The organism is Streptococcus suis, assembly GCF_029616525.1.
In the GTDB taxonomy this organism is placed as follows: domain Bacteria; phylum Bacillota; class Bacilli; order Lactobacillales; family Streptococcaceae; genus Streptococcus; species Streptococcus suis_AF.
Map to the genome: position 1 here is coordinate 26,449 of NZ_JANFME010000004.1, position 14,098 is coordinate 40,546.

At 43.7% G+C, this 14,098-nt stretch carries 14 protein-coding genes; 2 read left to right on the forward strand and 12 right to left on the reverse strand.

The genetic code is table 11. The features are described from left to right. Window positions 1-31: 31 nt before the first annotated feature. Both NOL38_RS02545 and tehB read right to left on the reverse strand, forming a co-directional pair. Entirely contained in the window at window positions 32-1,945 is a 1,914-nt protein-coding gene (locus tag NOL38_RS02545) for a C69 family dipeptidase (protein WP_277941278.1), read from the reverse strand. Between the two features lie 192 nt (window positions 1,946-2,137). Further along, window positions 2,138-2,998: an SAM-dependent methyltransferase TehB gene (gene tehB / locus NOL38_RS02550; RefSeq protein ID WP_277941279.1), complete on the reverse strand. Its 861-nt coding sequence runs from the start codon at window positions 2,996-2,998 to the stop codon at window positions 2,138-2,140. A 166-nt stretch (window positions 2,999-3,164) separates the two neighbouring features. Here tehB and NOL38_RS02555 point away from each other — a divergent pair, with 166 nt between their 5' ends. Continuing rightward, window positions 3,165-4,208 (forward strand): zinc-binding dehydrogenase, encoded by a 1,044-nt coding sequence (locus NOL38_RS02555; protein ID WP_277941280.1) that lies wholly within the window; start codon window positions 3,165-3,167, stop codon window positions 4,206-4,208. Window positions 4,209-4,964: 756 nt separating this feature from the next. Here the strand turns inward: NOL38_RS02555 and smpB are convergent. The 10 genes from smpB to ybeY form a co-directional block, all read right to left on the reverse strand. Further along, window positions 4,965-5,432, reverse strand: a complete 468-nt coding sequence (gene smpB, locus NOL38_RS02560) for an SsrA-binding protein SmpB (protein WP_024401667.1) — start codon at window positions 5,430-5,432, stop codon at window positions 4,965-4,967. Between the two features lie 2 nt (window positions 5,433-5,434). Next, window positions 5,435-7,804, reverse strand: a complete 2,370-nt coding sequence (rnr, locus tag NOL38_RS02565; protein ID WP_277941281.1) for a ribonuclease R — start codon at window positions 7,802-7,804, stop codon at window positions 5,435-5,437. A gap of 431 nt (window positions 7,805-8,235) precedes the next feature. Continuing rightward, a complete protein-coding gene (gene secG / locus NOL38_RS02570; RefSeq protein ID WP_002935768.1) occupies window positions 8,236-8,469 on the reverse strand; it encodes a preprotein translocase subunit SecG in 234 nt (77 codons plus the stop codon). Between the two features lie 46 nt (window positions 8,470-8,515). Next, window positions 8,516-8,665, reverse strand: a complete 150-nt coding sequence (rpmG, locus tag NOL38_RS02575) for a 50S ribosomal protein L33 (protein ID WP_277941282.1) — start codon at window positions 8,663-8,665, stop codon at window positions 8,516-8,518. Continuing rightward, on the reverse strand, window positions 8,665-9,870 hold the full coding sequence (locus NOL38_RS02580; RefSeq protein ID WP_277941283.1) for a multidrug efflux MFS transporter: 1,206 nt from the start codon (window positions 9,868-9,870) through the stop codon (window positions 8,665-8,667). Before NOL38_RS02580 ends, rpmG begins: the two co-directional genes overlap by 1 nt. Then, the gene (gene coaE / locus NOL38_RS02585) at window positions 9,857-10,459 is read right to left on the reverse strand and encodes a dephospho-CoA kinase (protein ID WP_277941284.1); all 603 of its coding nucleotides are present in this window, start codon (window positions 10,457-10,459) and stop codon (window positions 9,857-9,859) included. The genes NOL38_RS02580 and coaE overlap by 14 nt, the downstream gene beginning before the upstream one ends. Further along, window positions 10,452-11,279, reverse strand: coding sequence for a DNA-formamidopyrimidine glycosylase (gene mutM / locus NOL38_RS02590; protein ID WP_277941285.1), 828 nt, complete (start codon window positions 11,277-11,279; stop codon window positions 10,452-10,454). Before mutM ends, coaE begins: the two co-directional genes overlap by 8 nt. 56 nt (window positions 11,280-11,335) lie before the next feature. Beyond that, window positions 11,336-12,235: a GTPase Era gene (era, locus tag NOL38_RS02595; protein WP_002935752.1), complete on the reverse strand. Its 900-nt coding sequence runs from the start codon at window positions 12,233-12,235 to the stop codon at window positions 11,336-11,338. Window positions 12,236-12,251: 16 nt separating this feature from the next. Continuing rightward, the gene (locus NOL38_RS02600; protein ID WP_002935751.1) at window positions 12,252-12,653 is read right to left on the reverse strand and encodes a diacylglycerol kinase family protein; all 402 of its coding nucleotides are present in this window, start codon (window positions 12,651-12,653) and stop codon (window positions 12,252-12,254) included. Further along, on the reverse strand, window positions 12,634-13,131 hold the full coding sequence (gene ybeY, locus NOL38_RS02605; protein ID WP_044690154.1) for an rRNA maturation RNase YbeY: 498 nt from the start codon (window positions 13,129-13,131) through the stop codon (window positions 12,634-12,636). The genes NOL38_RS02600 and ybeY overlap by 20 nt, the downstream gene beginning before the upstream one ends. Window positions 13,132-13,230: 99 nt before the next feature. On the opposite strand from ybeY, the gene NOL38_RS02610 reads away from it, so the two are divergent. Then, a complete protein-coding gene (locus tag NOL38_RS02610; RefSeq protein WP_277941286.1) occupies window positions 13,231-14,043 on the forward strand; it encodes a MurR/RpiR family transcriptional regulator in 813 nt (270 codons plus the stop codon). Window positions 14,044-14,098 lie beyond the last annotated feature (55 nt).

The window sequence follows — 14,098 nt, forward strand, 5'->3', positions numbered from 1 at the left end:
AAATCAATCCAACCTACTTTTACATATTCATTTATTCTTTACTGGATTTTTTCCGATGAAGAAAAATTGCTGTTAAAATTCCTGCAACACCTAGCGCCACCAACAAGAGGCTGACTTGCTCACCTGTACTAGGAAGACTTGATTTACCTTTTTTATTGGTAGGTGTTACTTTCTTATCAGAAGACACTACTGTTCCGCTTGAGGAGGAAGTATCCGTAACTCCTCCTGTATCAGAAGCACTTGTAGACTGACTTGTACTGCTTGAAGTACTGGTTGAGGTTTCGGTACCACTTGATGATGGCTCAGTGCTGGTCGATGGGTCAGTACTACTTGATGATGGTTCGGTACTGCTTGTAGTCTCAGTACTACTTGATGATGGTTCAGTACTACTTGATGAGTCGGTGCTGCTGGATGACGGAGTTGTTGCTGCTTCAATTTTTGCCATCATTTCAGCTTCAACAGCTTTTAGTTGGGCAAAAATCTCTGCTGAACGAGCCAAGGTTTCCTCAGTTACAGTTGGAGCCAGAGCTACGGCTGCATCTTCTGAAAGTCCAGCATATTGAGCATCCAGAGCTGCCTGTGCAGCAATCCATTCACTTTCAAGTGCAATCCATTTTTCTTGAATCGATGTACCAAATAACTCTGGGTGTGAGATGGCCATCTTATCAATATTTTGTACCGTCCAGTACCATGAATTCGTGTCATAAGAAGCTGAGCGATTTTTAAAGGCTTCATAAGTATCAGTCACAATACCATAAAATGGAACATACGGTGTATTCCTTGTCTGAGCCAAGCCCAACCATACTGTGCCACCGAAGGCTGATGGTAAGCTGCTATTGATCTGATAAACATGGGCATCGATGACGTTTTCATTACCAAGAGCGTATTTATAAGTCGCATCTGCCGCTTGGTCATTCGCACCATTATCCCCTTGTTTTACCTTGCCTGCTTCATCATCTGGACGAAATTCTGGAAGATGTTCAAAACGGTTACGTTGTAAGGCAAAGGTATCTTGTAAACTAAAGCGATGACTTGGATCTGTTGGCTGACGTAACAAATCATACACAGCATCTTCATAGGTTACAGGCGATGCTGGATCCATCAATTTAATACCTGCATACACACGGGAACGGTCTGCTTCAGCATAAGTTGTAGGACCATATGATTTAGCAATATGGAACTGCCCATCAACTGTCACATAATTATCTGCTTGTTGAGCAACAGCTTCTACATTTGCAGATGCAATCACATTTTCTGTATCGGTAAAATCAACATGACCCAAATAGTAGGTATTGGCAAAAATTGCATACTTGTCTTCAGGGAACTTGATGGCAACGTATTGGTGTCCTGACAAAATTTCCATGTACCAAACTTCATTTTTGTCAGCAATAATAACAATATTCCCTTCTGCTGAGCCTTTTTCATCGATTGTCTTTGCAATCAACTCAACACCTTCACGCGCACTAGTGACCCTAGGAAGAACATAATCAATCAAAATTGGTTCTCCCAGCCCTCCAGCTTCAACTAGAGGATCAACTGCCAAGACTTTAGCATTTGGAATAGCTGTTACAGTAGCAGTCATGGATACGCCTTTTTCATTAAAACCATGCGCTCCATAGTTACCATTATAACCATCGCCACGTGCCGCATCAGGCGTAGAGGTGTACTTGAACTCATTTGCCAAGTGCGGTGCTGTAAAACCAAATGTTTCATCCACCAACATATCTCCCTCAGCATAGCTTGCTGCTGGAACCACAATATAATTTTTATTGTGCGCACCATTATCTGGTGGATAGGGATAATCTTCCGTTCTACCATAAAGGATAGAACCATCCGTTGTCAACCCTTTCCCAATGATAAAGCCTGAGCAGGCCTGAATAATTTGGGCAGGGAATAGGCAAACCAACATTAGAAATGTGGCTATACGAACAAAAGTCTTTTTCATAGACTTCTCCTTTCCTGATACTCTGTGAAAATCAGAAGTAGGCTCCTTCTAAAGATAGGAATCCAGTGACTAATTTACACAAGCCTCCGACCCAAACAGAAGGTGATTTTCGTGGAGTATAATATGATTTACCCATTTGCACCTACATTGTAACGCAAAAACACTTGCCTTGCAAGTGCTTTCAGATATATTTTACACATTTTTTCTAGCTAACATGGTCGCAAACCGCATCTTGAGGAAATTGCCATTCTCATCCCGCTTATGGAGTTGACCAAAATCTTCATTGTATTTGACCAGTTCCCAGTCACGGTAGTATTCCTTTAACTCACCTGCTCCAAAGGTAAAGGAGAAATTCATAGGACAAGGGGCATCTTCCGTATCCATGGCTGCTACAATCAAGTTGTAACCACCCGGTCTTGTTCGTTCCTGCATATTGCGGATAATGGCTGGCACCCGATCCCGCTCCAAGAACATAAAGACCACTGTTGAGATAATCCAATCGTAGTCCTGCTCCAAACTAGCTGAGTTGATGTCATAAATTCCAGCCTGCAAGTCCAAATCCTCTGCTTCCTTGACCTGCAAGAGTGTCTGGATGCTGGGCACATGTTTATCAACTGCCGTCACTTCAAAACCCTGCTGAGCCAAATAGAGACTATTCCTGCCATGACCACAGCCCAAGTCCAAGACCTTACAAGGCTCGATGATTTTCAAGGCCTCCAAGACTTCCGAATGCGTCCGAGTATAGTCATACTTTTTGGCAAAATAGTCTTCTGGTTGACAGAAAAATTCCAAAAAAAACTCCGTATCCTCTGTCAACAAAGTCACCCGATGCCAAGCCTGTGGCTCCACAAAAGGAATATCGTCTGTCGGACCATAGACATATTCTCCCAAAATCTCATTATCATCTGAAATCGGCTCAAATTTGAGTTGACCTCTCAAGACCTTGATTTTGGCCCAAGTACCTACCTTGGTATTGTGCTTGGTCAAAAAATGCTGGGGAACCGTCTCCTGATTCCAAATAGGCATGCGTTTGTAAGGAACTAAAACTGTCATTATCTCTCCTTTTCGTCTACAAAACTTAAAACGTGTTTCTAGTCTATCACAAAGAAATCTTGATTTCAAATCTATATTTTTACTTGACTTAGAGTGAACTCCAAGGTGTATAATATTCCATATCAATCAGAAAGGATATTTACTGACAAGTAAATGTGTGATAAATATGAAAACAGCTATTTATGAAAAAGCCGGTAAGATGACCGTTGCTGAAGTCGAAAAACCAAGCCTTCAAGCCAAAGATGATGTCATTATCAAGGTCGTTCGGGCCTGTGTCTGTGGGTCGGACCTTTGGGGCTACGGAGAAGACACTCACCATGACCACGGTGACACCAACTCTGGTCATGAAGCCATCGGTATCGTTGAAGAGGTAGGCGAAGACATCACAACACTTGTTCCTGGTGACTTCGTTATCGTTCCATTTACACATGGTTGCGGACACTGTGATGCCTGTCGTGCTGGCTTTGACGGTACTTGTGACAACCATCCAGGCTACACCAACTGGGGCAACAACTACCAGTCTCAATACATTCGTTTCCACTACGGCAACTGGGCCTTGGTCAAAATTCCTGGTCAGCCAAGCGACTACTCAGAAGGCATGATCAAATCTCTCTTGACTCTGGCAGATGTTATGCCAACAGGCTACCATGCTGCGCGTGTTGCAGATGTCAAACCTGGTGACAAGGTTGTTGTCATCGGTGATGGTGCAGTGGGTCAATGTGCTGTAATTGCTGCAAAAATGCGCGGAGCTTCTCAGATTGTCATGATGAGCCGCCATACAGACCGCCAGCAAATGGCTTTGGAATCAGGGGCTACTGCCATCGTAGCAGAACGTGGTGAGGAAGGTATTGCCAAGGTCCGTGAAATCCTAGGTGGCGGAGCGGATGCCGCCCTCGAATGTGTCGGAACAGAAGCCTCTATTGACCAAGCCCTCGGCGTGCTTCACAATGGTGGTCGAATCGGTTTTGTCGGTGTGCCACACTACAACAACCACGCTCTTGGCTCAACCTTTGCTCAAAACATCATTATCGGTGGTGGCTCTGCTTCTGTCACAACCTATGATAAGGAAATTTTGCTCGATGCCGTTCTCAAAGGCGACATCAACCCAGGTCGAGTTTTCACCCAAACTTACAGCCTGGACAATATCGACCAAGCCTACAAAGACATGGCCAACCGCAAAACTATTAAAGCAATGGTGACGGTGGATTAAGATAAATAATAAGCCCCAGATAGTCTCGAAACTGTCTGGGGCTTATCATTTGTATTACATTATTTCCAAGTTCTTAATTCTGTCCATCCAATCGCATTACTAATAGTATAAGTCTTTCCAGCGTTGACATACTTATTCGTACCTAGATATCTCACCTTAAGATCGTACTCATTCAAATTATAACTAGCTTTTACAATAATATGTCCATAAGTATATGGAGGTACGTTATGAGAACCCTCTAAATTAACAGAAATTCCATATTATTTTTTAAAACTTTTGCAAAATAATATAGCTCCTATTAAAAAACTTAAGGTTTCTACAGGCCTCCAGAATAATTGATATACATAAAGTATGAGTGTATTCCAAAAATCACCACTAGTATCAATCCAAGTTGGTTTTATCATATAATTTAAGTATCCAAAGCACATTAAAATTATGCCACTTAAAAATAATGTATCCGGACTCCTTTTATTTTTCATAAAAACCACCATCCTTATTTTTCATATAAAATAAACAGTCTAGTCATCAGCATTATAGTTTCCTATGTTATTTTACATCCTAGCTTGATGCTATATTATTTATATATTTTCTATTGTTAATATAACATGTAAAGTTTATAAAGTAAAGTTATTATCGGTTTATTTCTAAAAATCGTTTCAAAATTTCAAATTGAAATTTTGAATTATCCTAGTTAACATATTCATCAATAAATTTATATATAAAAACCAACAAAAAAGACCAGGATTTCTCCCAGTCTTAGCGACTATTAATCGCCTTCATGGTTCGTTTGATATCACGGTCTTGCTCACGGCGTTTGATGGACTCTCGCTTGTCGTAGTCGTGCTTCCCTTTGGCAAGCCCAATCAAAACCTTGGCAAAGCCGTCCTTGATATAGACCTTGAGGGGCACCAGGGTCATCCCAGTTCCCTTGACCTCATTGCCCAAAGACTCGATTTGCTTCTTCCGCAAGAGCAACTTACGGGTCCGCGTCGGATCCTGGTTCCAGATATTGCCCTCATCATAGGGAGCGATATGGACATTGACCAACCAAGCCTCGCCCTGCTTGATCTGGGCAAAGCCGTCCTTAAGGTTGATCCGCCCCGCACGAATAGACTTAATCTCCGTCCCCGTCAGGACCATCCCCGCCTCCACTGTATCGACAATGGTATAGTCGTGGCGGGCTTTTTTATTCTGTGCAATCACATTGCCCTCACCCTTGGCCATGCCTATCTCCTTTTCTTCTTGTTCTTTTTAGCCACTTCTTTGTAAAATGGTTTCTTTTTCTTGTCTTTTTTCCCACTTTTTGACTTGTGGTCTTTCCCAGACTTGTGACGTCCGCTGTCGCGACCAGCAGCTTCTTGTTTGTGGTGCTTGCCCCGTCCTCGCCCTGACCGATCATCACGGTCACGGTTGGAGTGACTAGCCGTTCTTCGCTTGGTTTTCAGAGCTTTTTCCACAATATCCAGCTCGGACGGCACGTGGGCAAAATCAATCTCCCCTGTCATCTTGTCCGCCCGCGTTAGCTTGATACGAATTGGCTGACCAACACGGAAGACCCGACCGGATTTCTCACCCTGCAAGGTCAGAGTCCGCTCGTGGAACTGATAGTATTCGTTGAGGTTGGTGATATGAATCAGACCTTCAACCGTGTTTGGTAACTCGACAAAGAGACCAAACTTGACCACGCTAGACACGACACCATCAAACTCTTGCCCAACAAATTCTTGCATGAACTCTGCCTTCTTCATGGCTTCGACTTCCCGCTCTGCCTCAATGGCACGGCGTTCTAAACTGGACGAAGACTTGGCAAGCTCAGGAATAACCTGCTCAAAATGCTCTGCTTTTTCCGCAGGATTGTGACCATATTCCCGTACCATACGGTGAACCAGCAGGTCGGGATAGCGGCGGATAGGACTGGTGAAGTGGGTGTAGAACTCCGCACCCAGTCCGTAGTGGCCGTGGTTGTGCTCCGAGTAGCGTGCCTGCTGCATGGAGCGTAACAACATCATGTTGAGGACGTCCGCATAGGGTTCATCCTTGACCCGCTCCATGAGGTCCTGAAGAGCGTCCTGGCTGATAGAGCTAGCCGTACCGTAAACCGTCAGACCAAAGCTGGTCGCATAGTCGATGAACTTCTGCAGCTTGTCCGACTTAGGCTCCTCGTGGATCCGATAGATGAAAGGCAGGTCCATCTTGGCAAAATGCTCGGCAACGCACTCATTTGCAGCCAGCATGAAGGACTCAATCATTCGCTCGGCAATGCCCCGCTGACGCAGCTGGATATCGACTGGCAGACCGTCCTTGTTGACGATGATTTTGGCTTCAGCTGTATCAAAGTTGAGAGCCCCACGCTTGTAGCGCATGGTTTCCAGCGTCTCATGGAGTTTGACCATGAGCTCAACACTCGGTACGATTGCCTTGTACTTGTCCAGCTTTTCCTTGTTGCCTGCAATCATGTCATTGACATCGGAATAGGTCATGCGGAAGGTCGTTTTAATAACTGTCTGGCCAATCCAGTGCTTGACTACCTTGCCCTTGCGGTCAATTTCCATAATAGCTGACTGGGTCAGGCGATCCACATTTGGATTAAGAGAACAGATACCGTTTGACAGGCGTTCTGGCAGCATTGGTACCACACGGTCGGTCACATAGACAGAAGTCCCCCGTTTGACAGCTTCCTGATCCAAGGCTGAGCCTTCGGTCACATAGTAGCTGACATCAGCGATATGGACACCCAGTTCCAGATTACCGTTCTTGAGCTGCTTGATATGGACCGCATCGTCCAAGTCCTTGGCATCTGCACCGTCGATAGTAAAGATGATCTCATCTCGCAGGTCCAAGCGGCCTTCAAAGTCCTTCTCAGACGGACTTTCTGGTACTCGATTAGCCTCCGCCAAAACTTCATCTGGAAACTCCGATACGATGTCCATGGATTCCAAAACTTCCAAGACATCGATCCCCACATCATCCTTGTGGCCCACTACGTCCCGAATGGTCGCAACAAAGTGGTCCCGTTTCTTATTGGGATAAGCCTCGATATCAACCTTGAGGATTTCCGTTCCGGTCAATACCAAAGGTGACTTCTTGATGTAAATCTTCTGAGCGATTTTCTGGTTTTTAGACTTGATGTAGCCTGCATATTCTGGCTTATCTTCGTCAAAGACAATCAAGCCCACCGCTGTTTTCAGGCTATGTTCCAAAATATCAATGACTTCCGCTTCTGCGGCAGTTCCCTTGAGACGATCTGCAACCTTTTTGATTGCAATTTCAACTCTGTCACCTTCGATAGCAAAGTTAACATCGTCGCGGCTAACAAAGAGGTCATCTTCCTCTTCATCAATAGTCACAAAGCCAAAACCAGACTTGTGGGCACGGAAAATACCCTGTAAGGTCACCTTGTTCTTGGAGATTTTTGGAGCAGGAAGAGTAATCCGCCCAGCATTGTCAAAGACAAGTTGACGGCTACCTTCCATACTCGAAACCAACTTGACCAAGTCTGTAAAGCTCTTAGCAGAACTGGCTCCAAACTGATCTGCCAACTGGTCCATGGTCACAGGACCAACTTCTTTAATATAGTTTATAATTTCGTTTTTCATCTTGTATTTACCAGAGTGCTAGTTAAGAATCTAGCACTATTTCTCTTTCAGTCCTTTAGTTTATCTTTTATTACTGCGACGTACGAGGAAACTCCGTTTCCCTATTTCCAACTTCAAATAATTTCATCATTATTTGAACTCGCTTTGTCGTACTTCAGTACAGTCTGCAGCTCGTTGCCTAGTACTAAAAGCAAACTAAAAGACTGTATTTTGCGTTATATCCAGACGCAGTGGTTGATTGCTCCAACAAGCAAATGATTGTTGGAGGTGGGAGATAGGATTTGCAAAGCAAATCTCAATAGTTCGCGAATAACGCTCCGAACCATATCTATTCAACTTATGCGGGGATGGGCAGACGAACTCTTTATACTTGTCGAGTTCTGGCCCACTCCCAAAAAAATAGACCAAGAACAAGTCCCAGTCTGATTTATCTACTTACTTGAAATGATAACAAGTGCCAGCGCATCCAGCATCCAAAGAAAAACAAGAATAGCTGTAATGCGTTGCATCACCGCTTCAAAACCACGGGCCTTTGTACGTTCAAATAAGGCTCCACTAGAAGAGTCAAAGACGTTGCTAGACTGGTTTTTTGCTGGCTGAATAAAAATCACTACAATCAAAATAACAGATAAAATCAACAGAATTGCTAATAATGCTTGATACATATTTTTTTCACTTTCTACAATAACTTATGACATTATACCATAAAACCTACTTAGTTTCAAGGTGGAGGGTTACTTTTCTCTCTTTTGAGCAGTATTTAAGAACTTCAATCTTATCTGGATGAGTCTTGGCGTTTTTGCTAGTCAAGTAGTTCTTACTACCACATTCTGAACATTGTAAATTGATTTTAACTCTCACTAAACATCCCTTACTTTCAAATAGTTTCTAAAATTGGTTAAAGACCAGATAAGGTTAAAGAGGACAAGTCCGCTCGACAGATAGAAAACCCAGTCATAACCCATGTGAGCAGCTACCGCAGACCCCATCATGGGACCAACAACAGAACCTAGATTATTAAAGAGTTGGTTGTAGGAAAATATCCTTGAAATCCCTTCTTTTGGGGTCAACTTGGTCAAAAGAGAATTGACCGAAGGCAACAATGCTCCTGTCCCAAAACCATACATGAATCGCAACAAACCAAGCTGGAAAGGATTTTCTGCAAAAACACAGAAAACATTAATCAACAGACTGTAAGTCAAAGCAATTAATAGAAGTCGATGGTTGCCAATACGGTCACCAATTTTCCCTAAATAACCTGATGTCACTAGCGATGCCATACCAGGCAAGGAAATGATAAAACCAGCAACAAATAACAGATTATCTGTCTGTCCCAAATGCCGCACATAGAGGGTCAATATAGGAACGACAGCCTGAGCAGCTGCAATAATAATCATAGATGTCACAAAAAGCCCAACCAGCATCTGCCGATCTTTCACCTGCTCAAATACCTCATTAACCGACATTTCTTCACCTTTTTTGATTGGAACAAAATCCTCTCGAATATAGAAAACGGTCAGTAACACAACGATAGCATAAAGAAGTCCCACCAGCAAAAATACCATATGTACGCCAAACATCTCTGCTAAGATACCACCCAGGGTCGGACCAATCAAATTACCCGCTACCGCACCTGTTGATAAGGTCCCCAGAGCATACCCCGTCTTATCCTTTGGAACCTGACTGGCAATCAAGGCAGTCGCATTGGGAATGTACCCTGTAAATACCCCGTTTAGGACACGTAAGGCAAGCAACCAAAAAACATTTGGTACAAAGGCCATACCACCCATAGTAAAAATCATCGCAAAAGCAGCCCGCACCATCATGGGCTTGCGACCGTAACGGTCTGCCAAACTCCCCCAAATAGGTGCCATCAAGGCTGCCGCAAGGGCATTAACAGATACCGCAAGCCCCGCATAATATTCTACCTGTCCAGGACCTACCCCCAACTCTTCCACAAAAACCGAGATAAAAGGCATAACCAAGGTAAAACTCGTCCCTGTTAGGAAATTTCCCAACCAAGCCACCTTCAAATTCTGCTTCCAATAACTACTACCGTCGTCCATCCTTTAATTCCTCCAAAAGTTGCGCAACCTGTGCTAAGGTCGCCTCAACCGCTCCGCTATTGTCAATCACCACCTGGGCTTGCGACCGTTTTTCCTCTAAAGAAAGCTGAGCAGCCAGACGATTTTCCGCATCTTGAACAGCTATGCCATTGCGTTTCATAAGCCGTTCCAACTGCTGCGCTCTATCGACATAAACTAGCCAGACTTCATCTACTTCCCCGCTATAATCCGCCTCGTAGAGCAGAGGAATATCCATAAAAATCACATCCTCCGTCTGCTTGAGAACATCCCTTCTAGTCAACAATTCTTGCCTGATAATCTGGTCTTGCAAGACAGACAAACGAGCCCGCAACTTGCTATCCGCAAAAACAGCCTGCCCCAGCTTAGCCCTATCTAGACTACCATCAGCTGACAGGATAGCTTCCCCAAACTCAGCCAGTAAGACCTGATAGAGTTTACCGCCTTTAGCCTGCAACTCATGCACGACCGCATCCGCATCGATGACTGGATAGCCCTGTTGTCGCAGCAAGGCTGTGACTGTTGATTTTCCAGAGGCGATTCCGCCTGTTAAACCGATAATTTTAGCCATATTTCACCTGACACGTGGGACAGAAATGTGTCCCACGACCGCCCAGCTGGATTTTGACAATCTCTGTCTGGCAACGGGGACAGGCCTGCCCTGTCTTTCCGTAAACTTGTAAATAATCCTGCATAGTCCCATCCATGCCCAAGGCATTTTTGTAGGTCCGAATGGTTGAACCACCTTTTTCAATACCCAGTTGCAGGACTTCAATGGTGGCTTGACGGAGGTCTGCCACCTGCTCTGTCGACAGCTGATTACTCGTTTGTGCAGGATGAACTTTGGCCTTGAACAAGACCTCATCGACATAGATATTGCCCAAACCAGCAACTAAAGACTGGTCCAAAAGATACGACTTAATGGGCTTTCTCGACTTAGCTAACTTGACTGCAAATTCTTCTAAGTCAAAATCTTCCTCCGTCGGCTCAGGACCAATTTTTCTACTGATAAAATAGGCTTCTACATCCGCCTTTCCCAGCAGCTCCATGGTGCCAAACTTGCGGACATCCTGATAAACCAAGGTCGAGCCATCTGAAAAAGTAAAAAAGGCATGGAAATGCTTGTTGGTAGGCACCTGGTCAGGAAAGAAATTGTACTTGCCCTCCATCCGCAAGTGGGAAATGAGTACATGGTCTGTCAGGTAAATCAAGAGATACTTACCACGACGAGCCACATCTAAAATCTCCTGACCAATCAAGTCTTGGCAGAAAACAGTAGCACCAGTCTTAATCATGGGAGCATAGGTCACCTCCACCTTGGAAATAACCTTTCCCTTGACCAACCGATTCAAACCTCGACGAACCGTTTCAACCTCAGGTAATTCGGGCATACTTATCCTCCTCACAGAAATTGCTGAGCTTAGCCCAGCAATCTACTTTAACCTTCTTAATATTCCTTTTCGTTATAACCAAAATCGGCGAGGTCGAGTTTTTTGTCTCGCCAGTTTTTCTTGACTTTGACCCAGGTTTCGAGGAAGACCTTGTCGCCTAGCATCAGTTCAATATCACGGCGGGCCATGGAGCCGATTTTCTTGAGCATGGCTCCTTGCTTGCCGATGATGATGCCTTTCTGGCTATCACGCTCTACCATAATCGTCGCTCGAATATGAACCTTGTCGGTAAATTCATCGCGTTTCATAGATTCGATGACAACGGCAACAGAGTGCGGAATTTCCTCACGAGTCAGGTGTAGAACCTTCTCACGAATCATCTCAGATACCAAGAAACGTTCTGGGTGGTCAGTGATTTGGTCCGCTGGGAAATACTGGAAGCCTTCGTCCAGGTTTTCCTTGAGAATTTCCATGAGTCGGTTGACATTGTTCCCTTGGGTAGCAGAAATTGGCACAATTTCCTTGAAGTCCATCTGTTGACGGAAATCATCAATCTGTTCCAAAAGCTGGTCTGGATGAACCTTGTCAATCTTGTTAACCACTAAAATGACTGGAACCTTGGCCTGTTTAAGGCGTTCCATAATCATGTCGTCACCCTTGCCTCGTTTTTCATCGGCTGGCACCATAAAGAGGACCGTATCCACTTCACGAAGGGTGCTATAGGCAGATTCCACCATAAAGTCACCCAAAGCCGTCTTAGGCTTGTGGATTCCCGGGGTATCAATGAAGACAATTTGCTCTTCTTCTGTCGTATAAATGCCCATAATCTTGTTACGGGTTGTTTGAGCTTTATCGCTCATGATGGCAATTTTCTGCCCCATTACATAGTTGAGAAAGGTTGATTTCCCAACGTTTGGACGACCTAAAATCGCCACAAAACCTGACTTAAATGTCATGTATTCTCCTTATATTCTAAAAAATAAAGTCCCAAATTTTCGGCACAAAGATAATCAATCCTGTCAACAAGGCAAAGCCTGACACAAACAAGACTGCCCCTGCTGCCATATCTTTTGCATTCTTTGCCAACATAGAAAAATGATAGTCTGACGCCAAATCTACCACATTCTCAATAGCCGAATTCACAATTTCAAAAGCGATAACCAGACTAATACTGAGCAAGAGGAAGAGCCATTCTGTCACAGATACTTGGAAAATAAGTCCCGCAAGCACTACAAGAATAGCTGAAGCAAGGTGCTTCTTCATATTGCGTTCTTCCTTGAAAGCCGTCAACAAACCCGTTACTGCAAATTCTAGACTAGCAATCAATTCTCGGTTTTTCCAGCGATTTTTTGAATTATTCTCTTGTAAGTCCATAGGCCGTCAAAATTTCTTCTTGTAAACCAAACATTTCTGTCTCTTCTTCTGGCGTATAATGATCATAGCCATTGATATGCAGAAAACCGTGTACAGCTAAAAAGCCCATTTCACGCTCGTAGCTATGACCATAATCTTCAGCTTGCTCACGCGCCTTATCGATAGAAATATACAATTCACCAATATAGGCATCGAAATCTTCCATCATTTCAGCCAATTCAGGATTGTCCAGTAAGTCTTCCTCATCAAAAACAATCTCCGACTCTGGCTTATATTCTAGGCTGACAACGTCTGTCGGACGGTCAATTCCTCGGTACTCCAAGTTAACCTCATGGACACGCTTATTGTCCACAAAGGTCACAGCCATTTCCTTATTCTGCTTGCCAATTTTTTCGGCAGCAAACTGGAGCAATTCCGTAATCTGCTCCTGCATTTGAGCAGAAACCTGCCCTGTTTCATCAATCATTTCAATATACATAATCTTACATTCCTTTTACGTTTCCATTATATCATAAAACCTATCAATGAGGGGGTTTTAGTGGTATAATGTCCTCAGAAGCTATCAGAGGAATGGAAAATGTTACAAACACCGAAACACATCACTGCCATCATTGAGTCTCATCTGGATCAGATGACTAGACTTGAAAAGCAGATTGCCAGTTATTTTACTCAGTTAGACCCATCTAGCGCCCATCTTAGCCAAGAAAACACTATACAGCAACTCCACATTTCTCCATCTGCTCTTACCCGTTTTGCCAAAAAATGTGGATTTTCCGGTTATCGAGAATTTGTCTTTGCCTTTCAGAATAACCAACAATACTTGGATAAACATTTTGAAAAATTACAGCGGAGCCTAACAAAAAAAGTCTTGGTAGACTATGAGGAAATCCTAACTGCTACCAATAAACTCGTTGATGAAGAAAAATTGGAAGAAATTGCCAAACTGATTGACAGTAGTAAGCGTGTCTATTTTTATGGAATCGGCAGTTCTGGTTTGGTTGCAATGGAAATCAAATCCCGCTTTATGCGACTGGGTGTAGTCTGTGATGCAATTACTGATAAAAACAATCTTATTTGGACAACTACTATTTTAGACCCTAGTTGCCTGGTTATCGGCCTTTCTTTGTCTGGTCAGACAGAAGAGGTCATGGAGCATCTCCAGCTGGCTGCTCAAAAGGGGATTCCTACCGCCCTGTTAACAACTAAGAGTTTTTCCCATCCGACTTTTGACCAAATCATTCCAGTCGCCTCTGTCCGCCACCTCAATTACGGCAATCGTATCTCACCCCAAATTCCCCTGCTCATCATGCTAGATATTATCTATGCCTATTTTTTAGCTATTGACAAGGAGAAAAAAGAGAATATTTTCAAGCAAACCATTAGAGAATAATTCATCCGTCTGTCTATTTCACAACAATCTTAATAAGACAAAAAGCATTCAAAAA

Excerpts from the sequence above, each read along its gene's own strand:
- NOL38_RS02545 (WP_277941278.1), bottom strand. The coding sequence starts at position 1,945 with ATGAAAAAGACTTTTGTTCGTATAGCCACATTTCTAATGTTGGTTTGC.
- tehB (WP_277941279.1), bottom strand. The coding sequence starts at position 2,998 with ATGACAGTTTTAGTTCCTTACAAACGCATGCCTATTTGGAATCAGGAG.
- NOL38_RS02555 (WP_277941280.1), top strand. The coding sequence starts at position 3,165 with ATGAAAACAGCTATTTATGAAAAAGCCGGTAAGATGACCGTTGCTGAA.
- smpB (WP_024401667.1), bottom strand. The coding sequence starts at position 5,432 with ATGGCCAAGGGTGAGGGCAATGTGATTGCACAGAATAAAAAAGCCCGC.
- rnr (WP_277941281.1), bottom strand. The coding sequence starts at position 7,804 with ATGAAAAACGAAATTATAAACTATATTAAAGAAGTTGGTCCTGTGACC.
- secG (WP_002935768.1), bottom strand. The coding sequence starts at position 8,469 with ATGTATCAAGCATTATTAGCAATTCTGTTGATTTTATCTGTTATTTTG.
- NOL38_RS02580 (WP_277941283.1), bottom strand. The coding sequence starts at position 9,870 with ATGGACGACGGTAGTAGTTATTGGAAGCAGAATTTGAAGGTGGCTTGG.
- coaE (WP_277941284.1), bottom strand. The coding sequence starts at position 10,459 with ATGGCTAAAATTATCGGTTTAACAGGCGGAATCGCCTCTGGAAAATCA.
- mutM (WP_277941285.1), bottom strand. The coding sequence starts at position 11,279 with ATGCCCGAATTACCTGAGGTTGAAACGGTTCGTCGAGGTTTGAATCGG.
- era (WP_002935752.1), bottom strand. The coding sequence starts at position 12,235 with ATGACATTTAAGTCAGGTTTTGTGGCGATTTTAGGTCGTCCAAACGTT.
- NOL38_RS02600 (WP_002935751.1), bottom strand. The coding sequence starts at position 12,653 with ATGGACTTACAAGAGAATAATTCAAAAAATCGCTGGAAAAACCGAGAA.
- ybeY (WP_044690154.1), bottom strand. The coding sequence starts at position 13,131 with ATGTATATTGAAATGATTGATGAAACAGGGCAGGTTTCTGCTCAAATG.
- NOL38_RS02610 (WP_277941286.1), top strand. The coding sequence starts at position 13,231 with ATGTTACAAACACCGAAACACATCACTGCCATCATTGAGTCTCATCTG.